The sequence below is a fragment of the Blautia fusiformis genome (genome assembly GCF_020686995.1).
Taxonomy (GTDB): domain Bacteria; phylum Bacillota; class Clostridia; order Lachnospirales; family Lachnospiraceae; genus Blautia_A; species Blautia_A fusiformis.
Map to the genome: position 1 here is coordinate 56735 of NZ_JAJEPT010000005.1, position 22828 is coordinate 79562.

Below are 22828 nucleotides of genomic sequence, written 5' to 3' on the forward strand. Positions count from 1 at the left end.
GTATAAGACCGCGAGCAGGGCGGAAGGTGGTCAAATGCAGGGTTACTGCTTCCGGCTTCCGGAGATTTCTGCCAGGGCTTTTCTAAACTCAAAGAAAAACAGGATGGCGGTAAATGTAACTGCCAGGATATCCGCAACCGGCTCGGCCATATAAACTGCATTTGTCCGGTCAGAACGAAAAATATGAGGCAGAATATAGATCAGCGGGATGACCAGAACAAATTTTCGGACAATAGCCACAATGATGGAATCTTTGGCTCTGCCAAGGGAGATAAAGGTCATCTGGCAGGCAATCTGGATACCAAAGATAAACACAACTGCCATATAGATCCGGAGAGCTGTCTTTGTGAAAGCAAGTAATGTACTGTCCGAAGTAAACATTCCGGCAAAGAGCTGCGGGAAGATCATAATGATCAGCCACAGGATTACGGAATAAGAAACACTTGTTTTTACAAGAAGCTTAAATGTAGAACGTACACGTTTTTCGTTACGTGCACCATAGTTGTAGCTGATGATAGGCTGTGCACCCTGACCAAGTCCCTGAAGAGGAAGCATGGCAAACTGCATGACGCTGGTAAGGATGGTCATGGCTCCTACGGCAACATCCCCGCCGTATTTTAAGAGGGAGGAGTTGTAGCAGACAGAGATAACGCTTTCACTGAGCTGCATGACAAAGAGAGAAGAGCCAAGAGCCATACAGGGCAGAATGATATCGGCTTTCAGTTTCATGGTGCTTTTCCGAAGCTTCAGGAAGGTCTTTTTTCCAAAGAGGAATGAGAGGACCCAGATGCAGGAAAATGCCTGGGAGATCACCGTTGCCAGAGCAGCGCCCCGGACACCCATGTGGAATCCGAAAATAAAAACCGGATCCAGAATAATGTTGGAGATCGCACCGATCAGTACAGAGAGCATTCCGGTTTTTGCGAATCCCTGGGCTGTGATGAAATTATTCATGCCAAGAGTCAGCTGTACAAAGATAGTTCCTACTGAATAGATATTCATGTAACCCACCGCATAGTCGATGGTGTTTGCACTGGCGCCGAATGCAAGGAGAAGGATGCGGTTTCCGAGAAACAGGATAACAGTCAGGATCAGGGAGATGATGATCTGCATGGTGAAGCAGTTTCCGAGAGTCTGTTCGGCTTTTGACGTGTCATTTTTACCCATAAAGATGCTGGCTCTGGGAGCGCCTCCGTTTCCGACAAGAGCAGCAAAGGCGGATACGACCATGATAAGCGGCATACAGACACCTACACCGGTAAGGGCAAGAGCACCCTCTCCGGGAATATGACCAATATAGATACGGTCGACGATATTGTAGAGCATATTGATGAGCTGTGCGGCAACTGTAGGAAGTGCAAGCCGCAGAAGCAGCTTTCCGACAGGCTCGGTTCCTAAAAAGCTTTTGTCTTTTTCCATTTTTTTATTCCTTTCGTGATTTTTTTGTATTATATAATAAAGACCTGACAGATTTCTCCGTCAGGTCTTTTATGCGAATGCCGCTGGCCGGACTCGAACCGGCACGGATTGCTCCGCTTGATTTTGAGTCAAGTGCGTCTGCCAATTCCGCCACAGCGGCATAACCATTTATTATAATAGCACAGTATCAGGTGGTTTGCAAGGAATTTTTCAGAATAAAGGTATTATTTGGAAATATTTTTAATTCTAAAATGTTTATGAAATCGGATGAGGCATCCTTGAAATTGACTGAAAAAAGTGGTACAGTGTACTACAAGGCTGTACCACCTGATATAGCACTGTGGATATAGCAATATACTATAAGATAACGGAGGAGACTGCATGAATCTGAATTCCAAAAAACCAGAGAAGCGGCCGCTGTATGTATATTATATCATTGCGGTCGTCATTATTGTTCTGCTGAATGTTTTTGCTCTTCCTGCTCTTTCTGAGAGAAGTGTAAAAGAAACCGATTACACCACCTTTCTGAAAGCCGTAGACAGAGGAAAAGTATATGAGGCAACCCTTAATTCCGATTACATTTATTATACTATGAAAGTGGATGGAAATGATGTCTATTGCAAGACGGTATCTGTGGATGATCAGGATCTTGTATCACATCTTTACGATGCAGGAGTAAGTATAGAGGGAACTGCACCCCAGAGGCAGTCATTGCTTTTGTCTCTGATCCTGGGATATGTACTTCCGATCGCGATCTTTGTTCTTCTGGGACGCTGGCTCAGCAAGAAGATGATGAGCTCCATGGGCAGCGGAGGACCGGGAGGAATGATGTCCTTTGGCAAAAGCAATGCCAAGGTTTATGTGAAATCCTCTACGGGAATCAAATTTTCAGATGTTGCCGGTGAGGATGAAGCCAAGGAGCTTTTGACGGAAATTGTAGATTTCCTTCATAATCCGGAGAAATACAGAGAGATCGGTGCTTCCATGCCGAAGGGTGCCCTTCTTGTAGGCCCTCCAGGAACCGGTAAAACCCTTCTTGCCAAGGCAGTTGCCGGTGAGGCGGAGGTTCCGTTTTTCTCAATTTCCGGTTCGGAATTTGTGGAGATGTTTGTTGGTATGGGTGCTGCCAAGGTACGTGATCTTTTTAAACAGGCCAATGAGAAAGCACCATGTATCGTATTTATTGATGAGATCGATACCATCGGCAAGAAACGTGACGGCTCCGGAATGGGCGGCGGAAACGATGAGCGTGAACAGACACTGAACCAGCTTCTGACAGAGATGGACGGTTTTGACGGTTCCAAGGGTGTTGTGATCCTGGCAGCTACCAACCGACCGGATTCCCTTGACCCTGCACTTCTTCGTCCTGGACGTTTTGACAGAAGGATCCCGGTTGAGCTTCCGGATCTTCAGGGGCGTGAGGAAATCCTGAAGGTTCATGCCAAGAAGATCAAAATTGCGGACACAGTCCGGTTTGATGAAATTGCCAAGGCGGCAGTCGGGGCCTCCGGTGCGGAGCTTGCCAATATTGTCAACGAGGCAGCTCTCCGTGCAGTCCGCGATGGACGGAAATTTGCCACACAGGCGGATTTTGAAGAAAGTATCGAAGTTGTTATTGCCGGATATCAGAAAAAGAACCGTGTACTTTCCAATAAGGAAAAACTGATCGTTTCCTATCATGAGGTTGGTCATGCACTGGTTGCTGCCAAGCAGACAGATTCTGCACCGGTCCATAAGATCACGATCATTCCACGTACCTCCGGTGCACTGGGATATACCATGCAGGTGGATGAACAGGAACATTTCCTGATGAGTAAGGAAGAACTGGAGAATAAGATCGCTACATTTACAGGCGGCCGTGCAGCGGAAGAGCTGATCTTCCATTCTATTACTACCGGTGCCTCCAATGATATTGAGCAGGCGACCAAGATTGCCAGAGCGATGATCAGCAGGTATGGTATGAGTGATGATTTTGACATGGTTGCCATGGAAAATGTGAGCAATCAGTATCTTGGCGGAGACGCAAGTCTCACCTGTTCCTTTGAGACGCAGACGCTTCTGGATAAGAAGGTTGTGGAGCTTGTAAGACGGGAGCATGAAAAGGCTACGAAGATCCTGACGGATAATATCGGAAAGCTTCATGAGATTGCCAAGTATCTGTATGAGCATGAGACGATTACCGGTGAGGAGTTTATGAAGATCCTGAATGAAGCACCGGTGGAGATTGAGGATACACAGGAAAATTAATCAGGATAGCAAGAAAAAAGCGGGGTCCGAGAGACTCCGCTTTTGTTGTAAAAATATAAATTGTTTAGATTATTTACCAGATTTCCGGGTGTACCTTGGAGCAGGTGAGAGCAAGGCTTCCGGGGCCGATGTGGCAGGAAACGCTCAGGGAGAGAGGGAAGATGTTGACTTCACCGATGTTTGGGAAGGTGGTGAGGACTTCTTTTCGGAATTCTTCGGCCGCTTCCAGGTTGTGGGAGTGGATGACATCCAGGTTGATCTTTTCTCCGAAGCGGTCTGCAATGTCATCTTTGATGGCTTTAGTCATAGTGTTTTTTGCCTGAGTCATGGTGCGGGCCTTGGAGAAGGCGTCCAGCTTTTCGCCCTGAATCTGCAGAACCGGTTTCAGACGGAGCATGGTTCCGATGGCTGCAGCTGCAGGAGTGATGCGGCCGCCCTGTTTCAGGTATTTCAGAGTAGCTACAGTGATATAGATGCTGGAGTCGAAGCGGGTTTCTTCCAGCCAGGTTCCGATCTCATCGGCAGAGAGACCGTTTTTAGCCTGCTGGACAGCCTCGATGGCAGAGTAACGTAAGGTTCCGGAGATCCTCTGGTTGTTTACGACACGTACACGGCCATCATAGTCTTCTGCAAGCATGCGGGCAGTTTGCATGGAGCTGGAGAGACCGCTGGACATGGGGATATGTACGATCTCGTCGTAGTCTTTGAGCAACTTGTCCCAGAGGGTAGTGACGGATTCCGGTGTGGGCTGGGATGTGGAAACTCTGCAGCCTGGATTTTGTTCAAGATGCTGAAAGAATTCTGATTGGTTCATGTCAATGTCTTCCAGATATTCCTTATCATCTATAAAAAACGGCATTGGAAGCATGTAGATGCCAAGGTCTTTTACCTGAGCGGGAGACATGCCGCAGTTACTGTCTGTAACGATTGCTATAGATTTCATAATGGTGATCCTCCTTGCCTGGATTTTCATATTTGGTCAGTTTTTCTGTTTCCTGACCGTGACATCTCAAATATACCACAGGAAACCGCCCTTGTCATTCAACGTTTAATTCGCTATAATGGTAACATTCTGGGAAGTGTTTCTCCGGCCTGGGCAAATTGTCGGGCTGAATTTCAGAAGAAGCTTTTGGGTAAGAGAGAATCTGCTGTTTTGAAAGAGAGGGAAAATATGGATTGTCGTATTGCAGAGGGAATGGTTAATAAGTATATCGATCATACGTTGCCGTTGAATGATCTGGAGGATTTTCTGGAGCATATCGAGAAGTGTTCCTCCTGCTACGATGAGCTTGCCACATATTTTATTGTACATAAGGCCATGCAGCAGCTGGATGAGAAACGGGAAGATTCTGTTCTGGATTTTAAGGAGCTTCTGGAAGAGGATATCCGAAAATCCAAAAGGTATATCCGAAAAAAGAAATTTCACAGAGCGATCGCTGCAGTAGCAGTCTGTGTTCTGATCGCAGCACTGGTGGTCTTTCTTGTTTTTGTGATCCTGGAACTGAAGGAGGGAATTTGATTTTGAGTGAAAAAATATTACTGATCGATGGTCACAGCATCCTGAACCGTGCGTTTTATGGTCTGCCGGATCTTACCAATGCAGAAGGACGTCATACAGGAGCAGTATATGGATTTCTGAATATTATGTTCAGAATCATGGAGGAAGAGAAGCCGGAGTATCTTACCGTTGCGTTTGATCTGAGTGCACCTACGTTCCGGCATAAGAGATATGAAGCCTATAAAGGCACCCGAAAACCCATGCCGGAGGAGCTTCGGGAACAGGTTCCGCTGATCAAGGAGATGCTTTCTGCCATGGGAATCAACATCATGTCCCTGGAAGGCTATGAAGCAGATGATCTTCTTGGTACGGTCGCCAGAAGAAGTGAAGCAAAGGGTATGGATGTTACCATTCTTTCCGGAGACCGGGATCTTCTTCAGCTTGCCACAGATAAGGTGCTGATCCGGCTTCCGAAGACTGTCCGGGGAAAGACAACCATTGAAAACTACCATACAGCGGAAGTTCTTGAGAAATATCAGGTAACGCCGCCGCAGATCATAGAACTGAAAGCACTGATGGGCGACAGCTCCGATAATATTCCGGGAATCCCGGGCGTTGGAGAGAAAACCGCGACCAAGATGATCGTGCAGTTCGGTTCCATTGAGAATGCTCGTGAGCATCTGGAAGAGGTAAAGCCTAATAAGGCGAAAGAATCTCTCCGCGAGCATTATGATCTGGCGCAGCTTTCCAAAGAACTTGCAACCATCAACACAGACAGTCCGCTGGAATTTTCCTACGAAAAAGCGAAAGTGGAAAATCCCTATACTCCGGAGGCATATGAATTGTGTAAACGCCTGGAATTTAAGAACATGCTGAACCGTTTTGATCCGGCTGCGACAGCAGATTCCTCCATGGAACTGGAATTTTTTACCTGTAATGATCTTTCCGGTGTGGAGGCACTGTTTGAAAAAGCAGCGCAGAAAGATCAGGTGGGTATTTCTGTTCTTGCAGATCCGGATCAGGTGTATACCGTGGGATTGGTCCTGGATGAAAAAGAAATCTATCAGATTCCGGTGGGAGGACTTCTCACAGGGGATTACCTTTGCGGAAAACTGAAAACTCTGGCGGACAGTACGGTGCTCTGTGCTATGGATATTAAATCAGTTCTCAAGCATGTTTCCCTTGATGATTCGAAGAAGGTTTTTGATGCGGGGGTTGCTGCATATCTTCTGAACCCGCTGAAATCTTCTTATTCCCATGATGACATTGCCAGAGAATATCTGGATGGTATGATGCTCCCCTCAAAGGAAGACCTTCTTGGAAAGACTTCTCTGAAAAAGGCCTGGGAAGAGGAGCTGGAATGTCTTGGAAATTATGCCTGCTATCAGGCGTTTGTGCCCTGCATGGCCCGAAAAGTTCTTCTTGAAAAACTGGATGAAACAGGCATGCGTAAGGTTTATGATGAGATCGAGCTTCCTCTTGTCTTTACCCTGGATTCTATGGAAAAATGGGGGATTTCCGTTAAGGGTGAAGAGCTTAAGAGCTATGGCGAAAAACTTAAAGTCCGTATCCAGGAGCTGGAAAAAACCATCTGGCAGGAAGCAGGGGAAGAGTTTAATATCAATTCTCCGAAACAGCTGGGTGTGATGCTTTTTGAAAAGCTGGGACTTCCAGGTGGAAAGAAGACCAAGACAGGCTATTCCACAGCTGCGGATATCCTGGATAAGCTGGCGCCGGATCATGCCATCGTAAAAGATATCCTGGAGTACCGTCAGCTGACCAAGCTGAAATCCACTTATGCAGATGGTCTCGGAAATGTGATCGGAGAAGATGGAAGGATCCACTCTACTTTTAATCAGACGATCACAGCAACCGGTCGTATCAGCAGTACAGATCCAAATCTCCAGAACATACCGGTCCGTATGGAACTGGGCAGGCTGATCCGTAAGGTTTTTGTGCCGGAAGAGGGCTTTGTATTTCTGGATGCAGATTATTCCCAGATCGAGCTTCGTGTGCTGGCACATATGTCCGGTGATGAAAAACTGATCCAGGCTTATCGTGAGGCGGAGGATATCCACCGGCTCACCGCATCCCAGGTGTTTCATGTGCCGCTGGATGAGGTGACATCCCTTCAGCGAAGAAATGCCAAGGCGGTAAATTTCGGAATCGTTTATGGGATCAGTTCCTTTGGACTGAGCCAGGATCTGAGTATTACCAGAAAAGAGGCAGCTGCCTATATTGAGAAATATTTTGAGACCTATCCGAAGATCAAAGGTTTTCTGGACGGTCTGGTAAAGGATGGCAAGGAACACGGTTATGTGACAACTATGTTCGGCAGACGAAGGCCCGTGCCGGAGCTGAAATCCAGTAATTTCATGCAGCGCTCCTTCGGAGAACGTGTAGCCATGAACTCTCCGATCCAGGGTACTGCAGCAGATATCATCAAAATAGCCATGAACCATGTTTATGAACGAATGAAAAAAGAGGGACTGCGTTCAAGGTTGGTGCTGCAGGTTCACGATGAGCTTCTGATCGAGACAAAGAAAGAAGAGATCGAGGAAGTTTCCCGTATTCTGGAAGAAGAGATGAAGGGAGCTGCAGACCTTGCAGTGGAACTTGACGTAGATATGCACCAGGGTGACAGCTGGTATGAGGCGAAATAAATGAGAGTGATCGGAGTAACCGGCGGAGTAGGGGCCGGAAAAAGTACAGTACTTGGAATCCTAGAAGAAGATTTCCAGGCATATGTGATCCAGGCAGACCAGCTTGGTCACATTCTGATGGAACCGGGGGAAGAGTGTTACGATGCGGTGATCGCATTGTTTGGAAAAGAAATCATAAAAAAAGATAAAACTATTGACCGGAAACGGATTTCTGATGTAGTATTCACAGATAAGGATATGCTTTTGAAATTAAACGGGATCATTCATCCGGCTGTAAAGCAGAGAATCCTGGATCTTCTTGGAGAACAGAAGGATGCCGGAAGAGGAATCTGTGTTGTGGAAGCTGCTCTTTTTCTGGAAGAGAATTATCAGGAATTCTGTGATGAAGTCTGGTATGTGTATACAGAGGAGGAAATCCGGATCCGTCGTCTGATGGAAAGCCGCGGCTATTCCAGAGAGAAATCTCTTGGCATTATCCGAAACCAGGTATCTGACCAGGTTTTCAGAGAACATACGGATTATGTGATCGGGAATAATGGAGATCTGAAGGAAACCCGGAGACAGATCAGAGAAGGGATAGAGAGAAATGAGACTTTGTAGTATTGCCAGCGGAAGCAGCGGCAACTGTATTTATGTGGGCTCTGAGGAGGCGCATGTTCTGGTAGATGTGGGGATCAGCGGGAAGAGTATCGAAAAAGGCCTGAATTCCCTGGATCTTACCGGGAAAGATGTGGATGGCATCCTGATCACACATGAACATTCTGACCATATCAAGGGACTGGGAGTGATCTCCAGAAAATACGGAATTCCCATCTATACCACAGGTGGAACGGCAGATGCGATGCTTCGTATGAAATCCCTTGGGAAAATGCCGGAGGGCTTGATCCACGAGATCCGGGAGGATGAGCCTTTTGAGATCAAGGACCTGACGGTAAATCCTTTTACCATTCCCCATGATGCCGCACAGCCGGTGGGCTACCGCCTGGAATGTGGAGAGCATTCTGTGGGCATTGCCACAGACCTTGGAAAATATAATGATTACATTGTAAAAAATCTGGAGAATCTGGATGCGGTGCTTTTGGAAGCGAATCATGACATCCGTATGCTTCAGGTCGGAAAATACCCTTATTATCTCAAACAGAGGATTCTGGGAGACCGTGGGCATCTCTCCAATGAGAATGCAGGACGTCTGCTTTGTCGGATCCTTCATGATAATTTGAAGGCGGTTTTTCTAGGCCATTTAAGCAGAGAAAACAATTATGAAGAACTTGCCTACGAGACTGTGTGCTCGGAGGTGACACTTGGTGACAACCCGTACCGTTCCAGGGATTTTAAGATCCAGGTAGCGAAGAGGGATCACATATCAGAAATAATCACAGTGTAGAAAGGAAAAAACGATGAAGAAGACAATTATCACAGTAGTAGGAAACGACACAGTAGGAATTATTGCAAAGGTTTGTACATATCTTGCAGAGAATCAGGTTAATATTCTGGATATTTCTCAGACCATCGTTCAGGGTTACTTCAACATGATGATGATCGCAGACACAGCAAAATGTGAAAAGGATGGCGGTGAACTTGCAAGAGAACTTGAGAATCTGGGCAAGGAAATCGGTGTTGTGATCCACTGCCAGCATGAAGATATTTTTAACATGATGCATCGAGTATGATCAGGCACCGAATGCGGATTGCGAATGCATATGATATCTACTTTACATCAATCATCAGGGAGAAAATAAAATGATCAATATTTTTGAGGTAAACGAGACAAATAAAATGATCGAGCAGGAGAATCTGGATGTGCGTACCATCACCATGGGTATCAGCCTTCTGGACTGTATCGATCCTGACCTGGATGCACTGAATCAGAAAATATACGAAAAGATCACCACAAAGGCCAGAAATCTGGTGGCTACCGGTGATGAGATCGCAACCGAGTACGGTATTCCGGTTGTAAATAAACGAATTTCCGTAACACCCATTGCTCTGGTTGGCGGGGCTGCATGTAAGAAACCGGAGGATTTTGTGACCATTGCAAGAACACTGGATAAATGTGCCAAGGAAGTTGGCGTTAACTTTATCGGCGGATATTCTGCACTGGTAAGCAAGGGAATGACTCCGGCAGAGGAGCTTCTCATCCGCTCCATTCCTCAGGCAATGGCAGAAACAGAGCGTGTCTGCAGTTCTGTAAACGTTGGTTCCACCAAGACCGGTATCAACATGGATGCCGTAAAGCTGATGGGCGAGATCATCCTTGCAACAGCAGAGGCTACTAAGAATCAGGATTCTCTTGGATGTGCCAAACTTGTGGTGTTCTGCAACGCACCGGATGACAATCCGTTCATGGCAGGCGCGTTCCACGGTGTCACAGAGGCGGACTGCATCATCAACGTAGGTGTCAGTGGCCCCGGAGTTGTGAAGAAAGCCCTGGAGCAGGTTCGTGGAGAGGATTTCGGAACCCTCTGCGAGATGATCAAACGTACTGCGTTTAAGGTTACACGAGTTGGACAGCTGGTTGCACGTGAGGCGTCCAAGCGTCTTGACGTGCCGTTTGGTATCGTGGACCTTTCTCTTGCACCGACACCGGCTATCGGTGATTCCGTAGCTGAGATCCTGGAAGAGATCGGCCTTGAGAGAGCCGGCGCACCGGGAACAACTGCAGCGCTTGCACTTCTCAACGACCAGGTGAAGAAAGGCGGTGTTATGGCAGCGGCAGCTGTGGGCGGATTAAGTGGTGCCTTTATTCCTGTCAGCGAGGATCAGGGAATGATCGATGCGGTAAACGAGGGAGCTCTTACTCTGGAGAAGCTGGAAGCCATGACATGTGTATGCTCTGTTGGTCTGGACATGATCGCAGTTCCGGGAGATACCAAGGCGACCACACTGGCAGGTATCATCGCAGATGAGTCTGCCATCGGTATGGTAAATCAGAAGACAACTGCAGTACGTCTCATCCCGGTTATCGGTAAGGGCGTGGGCGAAACGGTTGAGTTCGGAGGTCTTCTTGGATATGCTCCGATCATGCCTGTAAATTCCTTCTCCTGTGATGCATTTGTACAGAGAGGCGGAAGGATCCCGGCACCGATCCACAGCTTTAAGAATTAATTTTATTTTGGGACTTGACAGACTTACGTTGATGTGCTAAAGTAAACACAACTTAAAAAACAAACCAGTGAGAAAGAGAAGTAAACATTTCAGGAAGCTTCACAGAGAGCGGTGATGGTGGAAATCCGCAGGGGACCAGATGTTGAATGGACTTTCGAGGGCGGCCCGAACTATTTATCTGTACAGTAGGCGCCGACGGGAACCGAACCCGTTACCAATGAGGAGTGTATGTTAGTACGCCGGAAAGTGGACGATTCGTCAATTTGAGTGGTACCGCGATAATAAAGAACTTTTATTACCGTCTCAAGCATGATATAAGCTTGGGACGGTTTTTGTGTTACAGGAAAAGCGATTCTGTTGCATGAAAGTTGTTCCGGAAAAGCAGACCGCAGGGTGTACAAATAAGTAATCATAAGCGGAATAAGAAGGGAGAACAAAATTATGAAAAAAAGAATGTTAGTGATCGCAGCAGCAGTAGCAGCAACAACTATGATGATGACAAGTCCGGTTATGGCGGAGGATTTTAAAGTAGGCATCTGCAATTATGTAGATGATGCTTCCCTGAACCAGATCGTAGACAATATCCAGTTCCGTCTGGAAGAGCTTGGCAAAGAAAAGGGTGTTACATTTGATGTGTCTTATGACAACTGTAATGCAGATGCCAGTGTTATGGAACAGATCATTTCAGATTTTCAGGCGGATAAGGTTGACCTGATGGTAGGTGTGGCTACACCGGTAGCAATGCGTATGCAGTCTGCTACAGAAGGAAGTGATACACCGGTTGTTTTCTCAGCAGTATCTGATCCGGTTGGCTCCGGTCTTGTAGATTCTCTGGATGCTCCTGGCGCAAATATCACAGGAACCAGCGATTACCTGGATACTTCTTCTATTATGAAGCTGATCCAGGCACAGAATCCGGATGTAAAGAAGATCGGTCTCCTCTATGATGTAGGACAGGATTCTTCCACAACAGCAATTCAGGAAGCAAAAGATTATTTGGATAAAGAGGGAATCGAATATGTAGAGCGTACCGGAACCACTACCGATGAAGTCCAGCTCGCAGCAGATGCACTGATCGCTGACGGTGTGGATGCCGTATTTACACCTACGGACAACACTATCATGACAGCAGAGCTTTCTATTTATGAAAAATTCATCGACGCAGGAATCCCGCACTACACAGGTGCCGACTCCTTTGCATTAAATGGTGCCTTTGTAGGATATGGTGTTGATTATGCAAATCTGGGACAGAAAACAGCCGATATGATCGCTGACATCCTGGTAGATAATGCGGATCCGTCTAAGACAGCTGTTGAAACCTTTGACAATGGTACTGCAACAGTTAATACAGAAACCTGCAAGGCGCTCGGACTTGATTTCGATACCGTAAAGAAGGCATTTGAGCCTCTCTGCACACAGGTAAACGAGATCACAACTGCAGAAAGCTTTGATGAAGTAGAATCAAAATAAATTAACCGCTCATTTTTGTGAGCAGTTATGAAATAAATCCAATTGGAGGAAATCACTGTGACGATTGCAACTATGCTCTCCCTCGGGGAGACAGCCCTGAAGCTTGGACTGATCTGTTCTCTGACAGTTCTTGCCTTGTTCCTTAGTTATTCCATGCTGAATGTCTGCGACCTTTCTACAGATGGCTGCTTTACCTTCGGAGCCGCTGTAGGAGCCGTAGTTGCTGTAAGCGGACATCCGTTCTTGTCCATTGCGGCAGCTATGGCAGCAGGTGTTACATCGGGATTTGTAACGGCTATCCTGCAGACGAAGCTGGGGGTAGATAGCCTGCTTGCAGGTATTATTGTAAATACTGCATTATATTCCGTAAATATTGCGGTCATGGGAGGGTCATCCCTGATCAATATGAATCGGACGACCACAGTATTTACCATGATGAAGGACGTGCTTGCAGGTACACCGTTAAAAGGCAGGGAAGATATCCTTATTGCAGCCATCGCAGTGATCCTCGTGATTGTATTTCTGGTATTCTTTTTGAAAACAAGACTTGGTCTTGCAATCAGGGCAACCGGAAATAATTCCGATATGGTAAAATCTTCCTCTATCAATCCGGTCTTTACAACGGTGATCGGCCTTTGCGTGGCAAATGCATTTACCGCACTTTCCGGATGTCTTCTGTCTCAGTCGCAGAAATCCGTAGATATCAACATCGGTCAGGGTATGGTCACCATCGCACTGGCATCCTTGCTGATCGGAGGTACCCTTCTCGGACATGGAGGAATTTTTGTGAGAGCGGTGGGAATGGTGCTTGGTTCCTTTATCTTCCGCCTTGTGTATACCATCGCACTTCGTTTCAACATGCCGGCATTTATGCTGAAACTGGTATCTTCTGTGATCGTTGTTCTTGCAATTTCCGGTCCATATCTTAAGAAACAGTGGCCGCAGATCCGAAGAAGAATGACTCATACAAAAGGGGGAAGATGATCTATGTTAAAAATCAGCCATATTTCAAAAACATTTAATCCGGGAACCGTAAACGAAAAAAAGGCAATCACAGATCTTTCCCTGGAACTGAAAAAAGGCGACTTTGCTACGATCATCGGTTCCAATGGTGCAGGAAAATCAACACTTTTTAATGCAATCTGCGGTGATTTTCTTACAGATGCCGGTTCGATCGAGCTGGATGGCAGGGATATCACATTTATGCCGCAGCATGCACGCGCAAAAGAGATCGGACGTCTTTATCAGGATCCGATGCGTGGTACTGCACCGGGAATGACGATCGAAGAGAATCTTGCACTTGCAGCCGGCAAGGGTGGGTGGCTTTCCCGCACGACCCGGCAGGAAAAAGAACGTTTCCGGGAAGAACTGAAGAAGCTGGACATTGGACTGGAAGAGCGGATGAGTCATCCGGTAGGTCTCCTTTCCGGTGGACAGAGACAGGCGCTGACGCTTTTGATGGCAACCATGAATCCGCCGAAATTACTTCTTCTGGACGAGCATACTGCAGCCCTTGATCCGGGAACTGCTGAGAAAGTCCTTAATCTCACCAGACGGATCGTGGAAGAAAATCAGCTGACCTGTCTGATGATCACACACAATATGCAGTCAGCAATTGATCTTGGTAACCGTATCCTGATGATGGACTCCGGCAATATCGTGCTGGATATCGGAGGGGAAGAGAAGAAGGATATGACCGTGGATGGCCTTCTTGAGAAATTTAAAACGGGAGTGGGCAAGGCTTTGGATAATGACCGTATTCTTTTGTCTGAATAAACGGAATAAATAATGAAGAACCGTTACCGATCATGTGTAAAGTGGAAAATGAATAGCTGCTTTACACAGGTGATGGTTCTTTTTTTATGAAAATTCTTGAGTATGTCACGTTACCGTGATAAAATAAATGAAATCACTTTGTGATTTCATTTATGAGCAAGTAGCGAAGCGGATTGCGAATATCCGTTTGATTTTATTATGGAAGAGGGACGAATGATATGCAGTTTTCAAAAAGATTGGACCGATTTGGAGATGAAATTTTTGCTGCTCTGAACAACCGACGTATGGAGCTGGAAGCACAGGGCATGAAGATCTATAACATGAGTGTGGGAACTCCGGATTTCAAGACTCCGGAATATATCAAGAAAGCTGTAGCGGAAGCAGCTATGGATGACAACAACTGGAAATACAGTCTCCGTGATCTGCCGGAGCTTCTGGATGCAGTCTGTATTTATTATAAGAAACGTTTTGATGTGGAACTGACACCGGACATGGTAATGACTGTTTATGGAAGCCAGGAAGGAATGGGGCATCTTGGCATGGCGCTTTGTGATGAGGGAGATACAGTACTTCTTCCGGATCCGTGCTATCCCGTATTTGCAGCAGGAAGTCTGATGGCAGGAGCAGTTCCTTACTATTATCCGCTGGTTGCAGAGCATGATTTCCTTCCCTATGTAAAGGGAATTCCGGAAGAAATAGCGAATAAGGCTAAATATATGGTAGTATCCCTGCCGTCCAACCCGGTAGGAAGCATTGCCACTCCGGGACTTTACGAAGAAATCGTGGAATTTGCGAAAAAATATGATATTCTGATCATTCATGATAATGCGTACAGCGATATTATTTTTGACGGGGCATTTGGAGGAAGTTTTTTGGCCACTCCGGGAGCGAAAGATATTGGAGTGGAATTTTTCAGTCTTTCCAAATCCTTCAATGTTACAGGCGCAAGACTTAGCTTTCTGGTAGGCCGGTCGGATGTGATCGCAGCGCTCCGCAAATTGAGAAGCCAGATCGACTTCGGCATGTTCCTGCCGTTTCAGAAAGCAGCTATTGCAGCACTTCAGGGACCGCTGGACAGCGTAAAAGAACAGTGTCAGAAGTACCAGGAGAGAAGAGATGCTCTCTGCCAGGGACTTCGTGATATCGGATGGGAACTTCCAAATGGAAAAGGCACCATGTTTGTCTGGGCGAAGATCCCGGGTGGCCGCACCGACAGCATGGCATTCTGTATGGAACTGATGGAAAAGGCCGGCGTCATCGTGACTCCGGGAGCAAGCTTTGGTCCCCATGGAGAGGGCTACGTACGTTTCGCCCTGGTACTTCCGCCGGAGAAGATCCGGGAAGCAGTGGAAGCGATCCGAAAAAGCGGATTAAACTGAATAACTGAAAGTTGTTCAAAATCCGATCTCAAGCCATGAAAAGATTACTTATCAGCGTTCAAGCTGCTGTGGATCTTAAATGATCCGCAGCGGCTTTTTCATCTCGTGGATGAAAGGTTGACCTGTTTTGTGGCAGAGAAGCATTTCGTAAAGATTGGAAGCCGCACAGGTTTCATTAAAAAGTCGAAGCGCAGTTTCATCGAGGATCGCAGATGCATCGGCGGCTTTGGTGATCAGCGGGATCGAGGAGTTTTTCTTGATCTGGCTGAGAAGCGGAGCGCTGTTTTTTTGAAAGCCAAGTACCCGGGCATAGGGAATGTGTCCGGGTGCTTTTGTTTTTTGGTCAAGAAAGATCCGGACAAGGCTGCGGCAGATAGCAGAACGGGTAATATCCCGTGTTTTCAAAAGATCCGCAAACTGGGAAAAACCTTCATATTGATTTCGGGATTTCAGGATACGCCGGATCAGTGCATCCGAAAGCTCCGGATACATTTTTAAAGTTTCTTCGGATTCCAGAAGCAGTTTGTAATGCAGAGGAAGATCCAGTGCTGAGTCAGAAAGCCATGCTCCTTTTTTGAGAGAATCCAGGAATCCGGGAAGGGAAGCAGAAGGGATCAACCGGGAAAGATCAGCAGACTGCACAGTTCCTTCGGATTTTTTCATAAGGCTCCGGATGCCGGAAGCAGAGGGAAATTCTTCATCGGAAAGAAGAGAAAAATCCGTATCATGATAACCACTTCCCTTTCTTAAAAGTGCATGAGGAAGGATACGGCTGCTAAGACGGAGAAGCGCTTTGCAGTATTCGACTCCCAGGATGTTATTGGGAGAAGAAAGAATGAGTTCAATATGTTCTGATGAAACGCCGAATGTGTTATGCACGGAAGTGGCTTTTTCTCGCATGTAACGGATCAAAGCACTGCTTCTTGCAGCAGGAAAACTCATTCCGGTACGAAGATTCTGCTGAAGGAGTTTGCGGTATTCAAACGGTTCCTTTACAAGAATCTGTGCAATATTCATAAGAGTCTCTGTATCTCCGCATTCACTTCCGAAACATAGCTCATCTACAACACCAAGCCCGTCAAGAAGGCTTACGCCACCTGCGGCAAATCCTTCCGCACTGGCCGTTGCTGTCTGTACCGGCATTTCCAGGATCAGATCGGCGCCTCCGAGAAGAGCCATCTCAGCCCGGAGATGTTTTTCCATAAGGGCAGGAGCCCCTCTTTGGACAAAATCCCCGCTCATGGCGACCACAATATAATCAGCACCAAGGATCTCCCGGGCATAGCGGATCTGGTATTCGTGACCTTTGTGAAATGGGTTATATTCTGCAATGATTCCAACAACTTTCATATAAAAAAGTACCTGCCGTTTCTGAAAATTATAATGGTGCTATTTTAACATAAGCAATGTAAAAAGTTAAGCGGCATTCGAAATCTGTTTTGCTGCCATAAACCCGAATGCTGCTGTCCGCTCTGGGCCCGGCAACACCCTTTGGGAGATACAGAAATCACGCAAATTTATGATCATGCGCCGAAATCCTCGGGCCATCTGTGATCTTTATCCACAAAAAACACATCGCAGAACATTGTCGGTAAACAGTAACAATTGCACTTCAAAAAATACGCAGTATAGCCATTTTCTGACAATGAAACGCTTGAAAAGAAAAGGGTAAGGGGGTATAATAAACATAGTGTAGTGCCCGAACAGACACTAGCGTTTTTGTTACATCAAGAAAGGAGCCATTTAATCATGGGATTTGTTGAACTGCTTAAAAAAAGAGCAAAAGAAAGCGTAAAAACAATTGTACTGCCAGAGACAGAGGATATGAGAACTCTTGAGGCAACTGACAAGATTCTGAAAGAGGGAGTTGCAAAGATCATCCTCATCGGTAATGAGGAAGAGATCAACAAGAAAGCTGCAGAGGGCGGCTTTGATATTTCCGGTGCACAGATCGTAGATCCGGAGAAATCTGACAGAACTCAGGCATATATTGATAAATTTGTAGAGCTGAGAGCGAAGAAGGGAATGACACCTGAGAAAGCGAAAGAGATCCTTCATACTCAGTACCCATACTATGGCGTAATGATGGTTAAGATGGGGGATGCAGACGGTATGGTATCCGGTGCATGCCATTCTACAGCAGATACACTTCGTCCATGCCTTCAGATCCTGAAGACAAAACCGGGAACCAAGCTTGTATCCGCATTCTTCCTGATCGTTGTTCCGGATTGCGAGTATGGTGCAAACGGTGCATTCGTATTTGCTGATTCCGGTCTGAACCAGAACCCGACTCCGGATGAGCTTTCTGCGATCGCAGCATCTTCTGCTGAGTCCTTTAAGCTTCTTGTTCAGGAGGAGCCGATCGTAGCTATGCTTTCCCACTCCACTAAGGGAAGTGCAAAGCATCCTGACGTAGATAAAGTCGTAGAGGCTACAAGAATTGCCAAAGAGGAGCATCCGGAGCTTAAACTTGACGGAGAGTTCCAGCTTGATGCAGCTATCGTTCCAAGCGTAGGCGCATCCAAAGCACCGGGAAGCGAAGTAGCAGGTAAAGCTAACGTACTGGTATTCCCTGACCTTGATGCAGGTAACATCGGATACAAGCTTGCTCAGCGTCTTGGTAAAGCAGAAGCATACGGACCTGTTACACAGGGTATCGCAAAACCTGTAAACGACCTGTCTCGCGGATGCTCTGCAGATGATATCGTAGGTGTTGTAGCGATCACAGCAGTACAGTGCCAGGCAGAGGATAAATAATTATTAAAAGATCAGGAGAGTTAAATCATGAACGTATTAGTTATCAACTGTGGAAGTTCTTCATTAAAATATCAGTTAATCGATTCTGAGACAGAGAATGTACTTGCCAAGGGTCTCTGCGAGAGAATCGGTATTGACGGAAGACTGGTATATCAGAAAGCCGGATGTGACAAAGAGATCACAGAGGCAGCTATGCCAACACATAAAGAAGCAATCCAGATGGTACTGGATGCTCTTACAAACGATAAAACAGGTGCAATCGGAAGCCTTAAAGAGGTTAATGCGATTGGACATCGTGTCGTACACGGAGGCGAGAAATTTGCTTCTTCTGCAGTGATCACAGACGAGATGATCAAAGCAGTAGAAGAGTGCAATGACCTTGCACCGCTCCACAACCCGGCTAACCTCATTGGTATCCGTGTATGTGCAGAGCTTATGCCAGGCGTACCACAGGTAGGCGTATTTGATACCGCTTTCCATCAGACAATGCCTGCTAAAGCATATCTCTATGGACTTCCGCTTGACTTCTACAAGAAATATAAAGTAAGAAGATACGGTTTCCACGGAACATCCCACAGCTTCGTATCCAAGAGAGCTGTTGATTTCCTTGGCCTTGACAAAGACAACTCCAAAGTTATCGTCTGCCACCTTGGAAACGGATCTTCCATCAGCGCAGTTGTAAATGGCAAATGTGTAGATACAACAATGGGTCTTACACCACTTGAAGGTGTTGTTATGGGAACTCGTTCCGGTAACATCGATCCGGCTATCATGGAGTTCATTGCTAAGAAAGAGAACCTGGACATTGAGGGCGTTATGAATGTACTCAACAAGAAATCTGGTCTTCTCGGACTTTCCGGCGGACTTTCCAGCGACTTCCGTGACCTCAACGAGGCAGCTGAAGGCGGAAACGAGGATGCAGCTAATGCCATCGACGTTCTCTGCTATAGCATCGCTAAATTCGTAGGCGGATATGTTGCAGCAATGAATGGTGTTGACGCGATCGTCTTCACAGCAGGTATCGGTGAGAATGCGATCCCGGTACGTGAGAAGGTTGTCAGCTATCTCGGATACCTTGGCGTAACACTTGACAAAGATGCTAACGGACATCGTGGCGAGGAAATCGTGATCTCCACACCGGACTCCAAGGTTAAGGTTGCAGTTATCCCGACAAACGAGGAGCTTGCAATCTGCCGTGAGACTGTAGCACTGGTATAATCAGCTGTTTCAGTACCGGTACAGAACCGTTCGGGCATGATCGGTAATCAGGCAGAATTATATATTACTGTGGATCAGCAGTATACATTCGGGGGGCGGACAATTAAAGGTCCACCCCCGTAATTTACCCCGAATTTCTGATTAAGCCAACAGTAACAAAAAATTAAAAAAATGTAATATTTTCCCGAAAATAACGTTGACAAATCACAAGACCATATGTATAATGGATTGAGTGTGGATAGGAGAGACTTATGCAGATTCATTTATTAGACATTTCTTCCTGTGATGGCAAGACGATCCAGGAATCAGTTGTTCCTGAACTGGAGAAGATTGATTTTCAGATGGGAAGTTTTCCGGTACTTGCGAAGGAACCGGTAGAGCTTACGATCACCAATACTGGTGATAAGGTTCTTGAGCTTACAGGAACCGGTAAGATTACAGTGGGCATTCCCTGTGACCGCTGTCTTGAGACAGTAGTCGTCGAGATACCGCTGGAATTTAAGAAGAAGCTTGATATGAAGCTTTCTGATGAAGAGCGTGTCAATGATCTGGATGAAAGCAGCTATCTCACAGGTATGAACCTGGATGTGGACCGGTTGGTCTATCTTGAGGTATTGATATGCTGGCCTTTAAAGGTCTTATGTAAAGAAGACTGTAAAGGTATCTGCAGCCGCTGCGGGAAGAACCTAAACGAAGGTCCCTGCGGATGCAAGGAGGAGCCTAAGGATCCCCGCATGGCAGCTATCAGTGATATATTCAGTAAATTTAAGGAGGTGTAACCTATGTCCATTTGTCCTAAGAACAAATCTTCCAAAGCTAGACGTGACAAGAGAAGAGCGAACTGGAAAATGAGCGCTATGAACCTTGTTAAATGTAGCAAATGTGGAGCACTTATGATGCCACACAGAGTTTGCAAAGCTTGCGGAAGCTACAATAAGAAGGAAATCATCAAAGTTGAGGACTAATTTTAATTAGACAGTCAATATATGATGCGAAAAGAGTCTGGTATGCTGAGATAAGTATACCGGCTTTTTTTATACTCTGGGGGGAAATAAAAAAATATGAAACAGAACAAGAATCAGAAAAATACCGCCGTGAACCAGATCACAGAGGGTGTGATCTGGAAGCAGCTTCTGATATTCTTTTTTCCGATTTTGTTTGGAACTCTGTTCCAGCAGATCTACAATACTGCCGATACAGTTGTAGTAGGCCGCTTTGTGGGAAAAGAAGCATTGGCAGCAGTAGGAGGCTCATCCAGTATGATCGTGAATCTCATCGTAGGTTTTTTTGTAGGTTTATGTTCCGGTGCGTCTGTAGTGATTTCTCAGTTTTACGGAGCGAAAGACCACAAAAACCTTAAAAAAGCACTTCACACATCCATGATCTTCTGCCTGGCTGCCAGTATTATTGTGGGAACAGCAGGTTTTATCCTGGCTGAGCCGATCCTTCACCTGATGAAAACACCGGCAGAAGTAATACCGGATTCTGTGTTGTACCTGCATATCTATTTTGCGGGAACATTTTTTAATCTGGTCTATAATATGGTATCCAGTATCTTAAGAGCAGTGGGGGATTCCAAAAGACCGCTCTATGTGCTGATCATTACCTGTTTGTTGAATATTTTGCTGGATGTTGTATTTGTAGTGATCTTCCATATGGGAGTCCTCGGTGTTGCACTTGCAACAGTCAGCTGCCAGGCAGTCAGTGCCATCCTTGTAACCTGGTTCCTGATGCGCGCAGAGGATATTTATCGTCTGGAATTTCATGAGATTCGTTTTGATCTCCGGTCTTTTGGGGCAGTTCTCAGGATTGGACTTCCGGCAGGACTGGAATCGGTGATGTATAATATTGCCAATCTCACCATTCAGATTTTTGTCAATGAACTGGGGACTGACACAGTGGCAGCCTGGGGAACTATGGGAAAGATTGATGCGGTGTTCTGGATGGTCTGCAATGCTTTTGCCATCTCAATTACCACCTTTGTGGGACAGAATTATGGTGCCGGAAAATACCACCGCATGCGAAAAAGTGTCCGCGTCTGTATGGTGATGTCATACATTTCGGCGTTTATTGTAAGCGGAGCACTTATCCTGTTCGCAAATCCGATCTACCATTTGTTTACAACCGATCAGGTGGTTGTAGACATTGGGGTGCATATGATCCGTTTCCTGATTCCGTCTTATGCCATTTATGTTGTGATCGGAATTCTTTCCGGAGCGCTGCGCGGTGCCGGAAGAGTACTGGTTCCGATGATCCTGACCTGTGGAGGAGTCTGTCTTTTACGTATCATCTGGTTGTTTGCCTTTGTAAGATCTCATCCGGGGATCGAAAGTATCATGCTCAGTTATCCGGTGTCCTGGATAATTACTGCGGTGCTGTTTGTCATCTATTATTTCCGGCGATTTCCAGGTATGCAGAAAAAGAAATAACGATATATGAAAAGGTGCTGATTCTGTGCAATAGCAGTGATCAGCACCTTTGTTTTGTTCGAAAGATGTCGATTTATTACGTATAGATTTGATTGCCTGAAAGCTGAAAAAGAGGTATTCTGGATGCAGATAGATGAAACATATGTAATGGGGATGACCAGATATGTATAATCTGCAAAAAACAATACGATATGGTTTTTGGTTGATACTTGAAGTTATTGCGCTGTGTGTCGGTATGATTTATAGCGCGAGAACTGTACGGGCTGAACCCGAAGTACAGCAGCCGGCCAGAAAGGTAACAGAAGTTGTTACTGAAAAATGGACTGTGATCAGTGGAAAACGTCTGGATCTGATCCTGAAATATATGGGAGATATAAATTTTGAAAAAGAAGGAATCAGTCTTCGTATCCCTGCTTCTGTGGCACAAAGTTGGAAGGTAGCAGAGAATGGTACAATACAGGCACTGGTACAAAAGGTTTCCAATCATTCATATGAAATAAAGATCTATAAAGGCACTCAGAAGATCACGGATATTCCGGGGAGCCGGATCATGATACCGGTAAAAGAGATGTTTCCCAACGGAGGTCCGGAAACTATGGAAATTACGGATTCCCGAGGAAGAAAACTAAAGACATTCCTGGATAAAAAGCAGGATCTTCTGATCGTTGACACGGACGAGACAGGAATCTTCTGCGTAAGAGGTCGGAAAATAGATGATATAGAAGAGAATCCTTTTGCAGTGGTAGTCCTGACGACAGCAACAATGATAACAGTGCTGATCGTAGGAATCCGAAGCAGATCCGGAAAGCGAGGTGACAGTCATAAAGGAGAAAAGTAGGCAATGGACCCTGATCTTTGGACTTACTG

The 22828-nt window shown here is 46.1% G+C and carries 20 protein-coding genes, 1 tRNA gene and 1 other annotated feature; of the genes, 17 read left to right on the forward strand and 4 right to left on the reverse strand.

What is annotated here, in order from left to right; translation table 11 throughout:
• Positions 1–42: 42 nt before the first annotated feature.
• Positions 43–1419, reverse strand: a complete 1377-nt coding sequence (locus tag LKD46_RS05955) for an MATE family efflux transporter (protein ID WP_118514431.1) — start codon at positions 1417–1419, stop codon at positions 43–45.
• A 78-nt stretch (positions 1420–1497) separates the two neighbouring features.
• Positions 1498–1579: transfer RNA gene (locus LKD46_RS05960), tRNA-Leu, on the reverse strand.
• A 221-nt stretch (positions 1580–1800) separates the two neighbouring features.
• Between LKD46_RS05960 and ftsH the strand changes: the two genes are divergently transcribed.
• A complete protein-coding gene (gene ftsH / locus LKD46_RS05965) occupies positions 1801–3666 on the forward strand; it encodes an ATP-dependent zinc metalloprotease FtsH (RefSeq protein ID WP_118514429.1) in 1866 nt (621 codons plus the stop codon).
• 73 nt (positions 3667–3739) lie between these two features.
• Here ftsH and LKD46_RS05970 read toward each other — a convergent pair whose 3' ends face one another.
• The gene (locus LKD46_RS05970; protein WP_118514427.1) at positions 3740–4609 is read right to left on the reverse strand and encodes a DegV family protein; all 870 of its coding nucleotides are present in this window, start codon (positions 4607–4609) and stop codon (positions 3740–3742) included.
• 186 nt (positions 4610–4795) lie between these two features.
• On the opposite strand from LKD46_RS05970, the gene LKD46_RS05975 reads away from it, so the two are divergent.
• The 10 genes from LKD46_RS05975 (at position 4796) to LKD46_RS06020 (ending at position 15557) form a co-directional block, all read left to right on the forward strand.
• Positions 4796–5185, forward strand: coding sequence for an anti-sigma factor family protein (locus tag LKD46_RS05975; protein ID WP_227573929.1), 390 nt, complete (start codon positions 4796–4798; stop codon positions 5183–5185).
• A gap of 2 nt (positions 5186–5187) precedes the next feature.
• Complete coding sequence (polA, locus tag LKD46_RS05980; protein WP_227573930.1) at positions 5188–7827, forward strand: DNA polymerase I; 2640 nt, start codon at positions 5188–5190, stop codon at positions 7825–7827.
• Positions 7828–8427, forward strand: a complete 600-nt coding sequence (coaE, locus tag LKD46_RS05985; protein ID WP_118514421.1) for a dephospho-CoA kinase — start codon at positions 7828–7830, stop codon at positions 8425–8427. It begins immediately after the preceding gene.
• Complete coding sequence (locus tag LKD46_RS05990) at positions 8414–9211, forward strand: MBL fold metallo-hydrolase (protein ID WP_022427103.1); 798 nt, start codon at positions 8414–8416, stop codon at positions 9209–9211. The genes coaE and LKD46_RS05990 overlap by 14 nt, the downstream gene beginning before the upstream one ends.
• 13 nt (positions 9212–9224) lie before the next feature.
• A complete protein-coding gene (locus tag LKD46_RS05995; protein WP_118514417.1) occupies positions 9225–9497 on the forward strand; it encodes an ACT domain-containing protein in 273 nt (90 codons plus the stop codon).
• Between the two features lie 70 nt (positions 9498–9567).
• Positions 9568–10932 (forward strand): PFL family protein, encoded by a 1365-nt coding sequence (locus tag LKD46_RS06000; protein WP_227573931.1) that lies wholly within the window; start codon positions 9568–9570, stop codon positions 10930–10932.
• A 58-nt stretch (positions 10933–10990) separates the two neighbouring features.
• Positions 10991–11241, forward strand: a binding site (T-box leader).
• A 132-nt stretch (positions 11242–11373) separates the two neighbouring features.
• Positions 11374–12402: an ABC transporter substrate-binding protein gene (locus tag LKD46_RS06005; protein WP_227573932.1), complete on the forward strand. Its 1029-nt coding sequence runs from the start codon at positions 11374–11376 to the stop codon at positions 12400–12402.
• 72 nt (positions 12403–12474) lie between these two features.
• On the forward strand, positions 12475–13386 hold the full coding sequence (locus LKD46_RS06010) for an ABC transporter permease (protein WP_138277755.1): 912 nt from the start codon (positions 12475–12477) through the stop codon (positions 13384–13386).
• Positions 13387–13389: 3 nt separating this feature from the next.
• Complete coding sequence (locus LKD46_RS06015) at positions 13390–14178, forward strand: ABC transporter ATP-binding protein (RefSeq protein WP_015525247.1); 789 nt, start codon at positions 13390–13392, stop codon at positions 14176–14178.
• A gap of 218 nt (positions 14179–14396) precedes the next feature.
• Positions 14397–15557 (forward strand): pyridoxal phosphate-dependent aminotransferase, encoded by a 1161-nt coding sequence (locus LKD46_RS06020; RefSeq protein ID WP_110103264.1) that lies wholly within the window; start codon positions 14397–14399, stop codon positions 15555–15557.
• A gap of 75 nt (positions 15558–15632) precedes the next feature.
• Here the strand turns inward: LKD46_RS06020 and LKD46_RS06025 are convergent, their stop codons facing one another.
• Positions 15633–16907 (reverse strand): tRNA(Met) cytidine acetate ligase, encoded by a 1275-nt coding sequence (locus LKD46_RS06025; protein WP_110103263.1) that lies wholly within the window; start codon positions 16905–16907, stop codon positions 15633–15635.
• A gap of 399 nt (positions 16908–17306) precedes the next feature.
• Here LKD46_RS06025 and pta point away from each other — a divergent pair, with 399 nt between their 5' ends.
• From pta to LKD46_RS06055, 6 genes are all read left to right on the forward strand, one after another.
• Complete coding sequence (pta, locus tag LKD46_RS06030) at positions 17307–18314, forward strand: phosphate acetyltransferase (RefSeq protein ID WP_015525244.1); 1008 nt, start codon at positions 17307–17309, stop codon at positions 18312–18314.
• Between the two features lie 27 nt (positions 18315–18341).
• Positions 18342–19532 (forward strand): acetate/propionate family kinase, encoded by a 1191-nt coding sequence (locus LKD46_RS06035; RefSeq protein ID WP_021652542.1) that lies wholly within the window; start codon positions 18342–18344, stop codon positions 19530–19532.
• Between the two features lie 251 nt (positions 19533–19783).
• A complete protein-coding gene (locus LKD46_RS06040; RefSeq protein WP_110103262.1) occupies positions 19784–20311 on the forward strand; it encodes a YceD family protein in 528 nt (175 codons plus the stop codon).
• Positions 20312–20314: 3 nt separating this feature from the next.
• Positions 20315–20497 (forward strand): 50S ribosomal protein L32, encoded by a 183-nt coding sequence (gene rpmF / locus LKD46_RS06045; protein ID WP_015525241.1) that lies wholly within the window; start codon positions 20315–20317, stop codon positions 20495–20497.
• 96 nt (positions 20498–20593) lie between these two features.
• The gene (locus tag LKD46_RS06050; protein WP_110103261.1) at positions 20594–21961 is read left to right on the forward strand and encodes an MATE family efflux transporter; all 1368 of its coding nucleotides are present in this window, start codon (positions 20594–20596) and stop codon (positions 21959–21961) included.
• 235 nt (positions 21962–22196) lie between these two features.
• Positions 22197–22799, forward strand: coding sequence for a hypothetical protein (locus LKD46_RS06055; protein WP_146207149.1), 603 nt, complete (start codon positions 22197–22199; stop codon positions 22797–22799).
• The last annotated feature ends 29 nt before the right edge of the window (positions 22800–22828 follow it).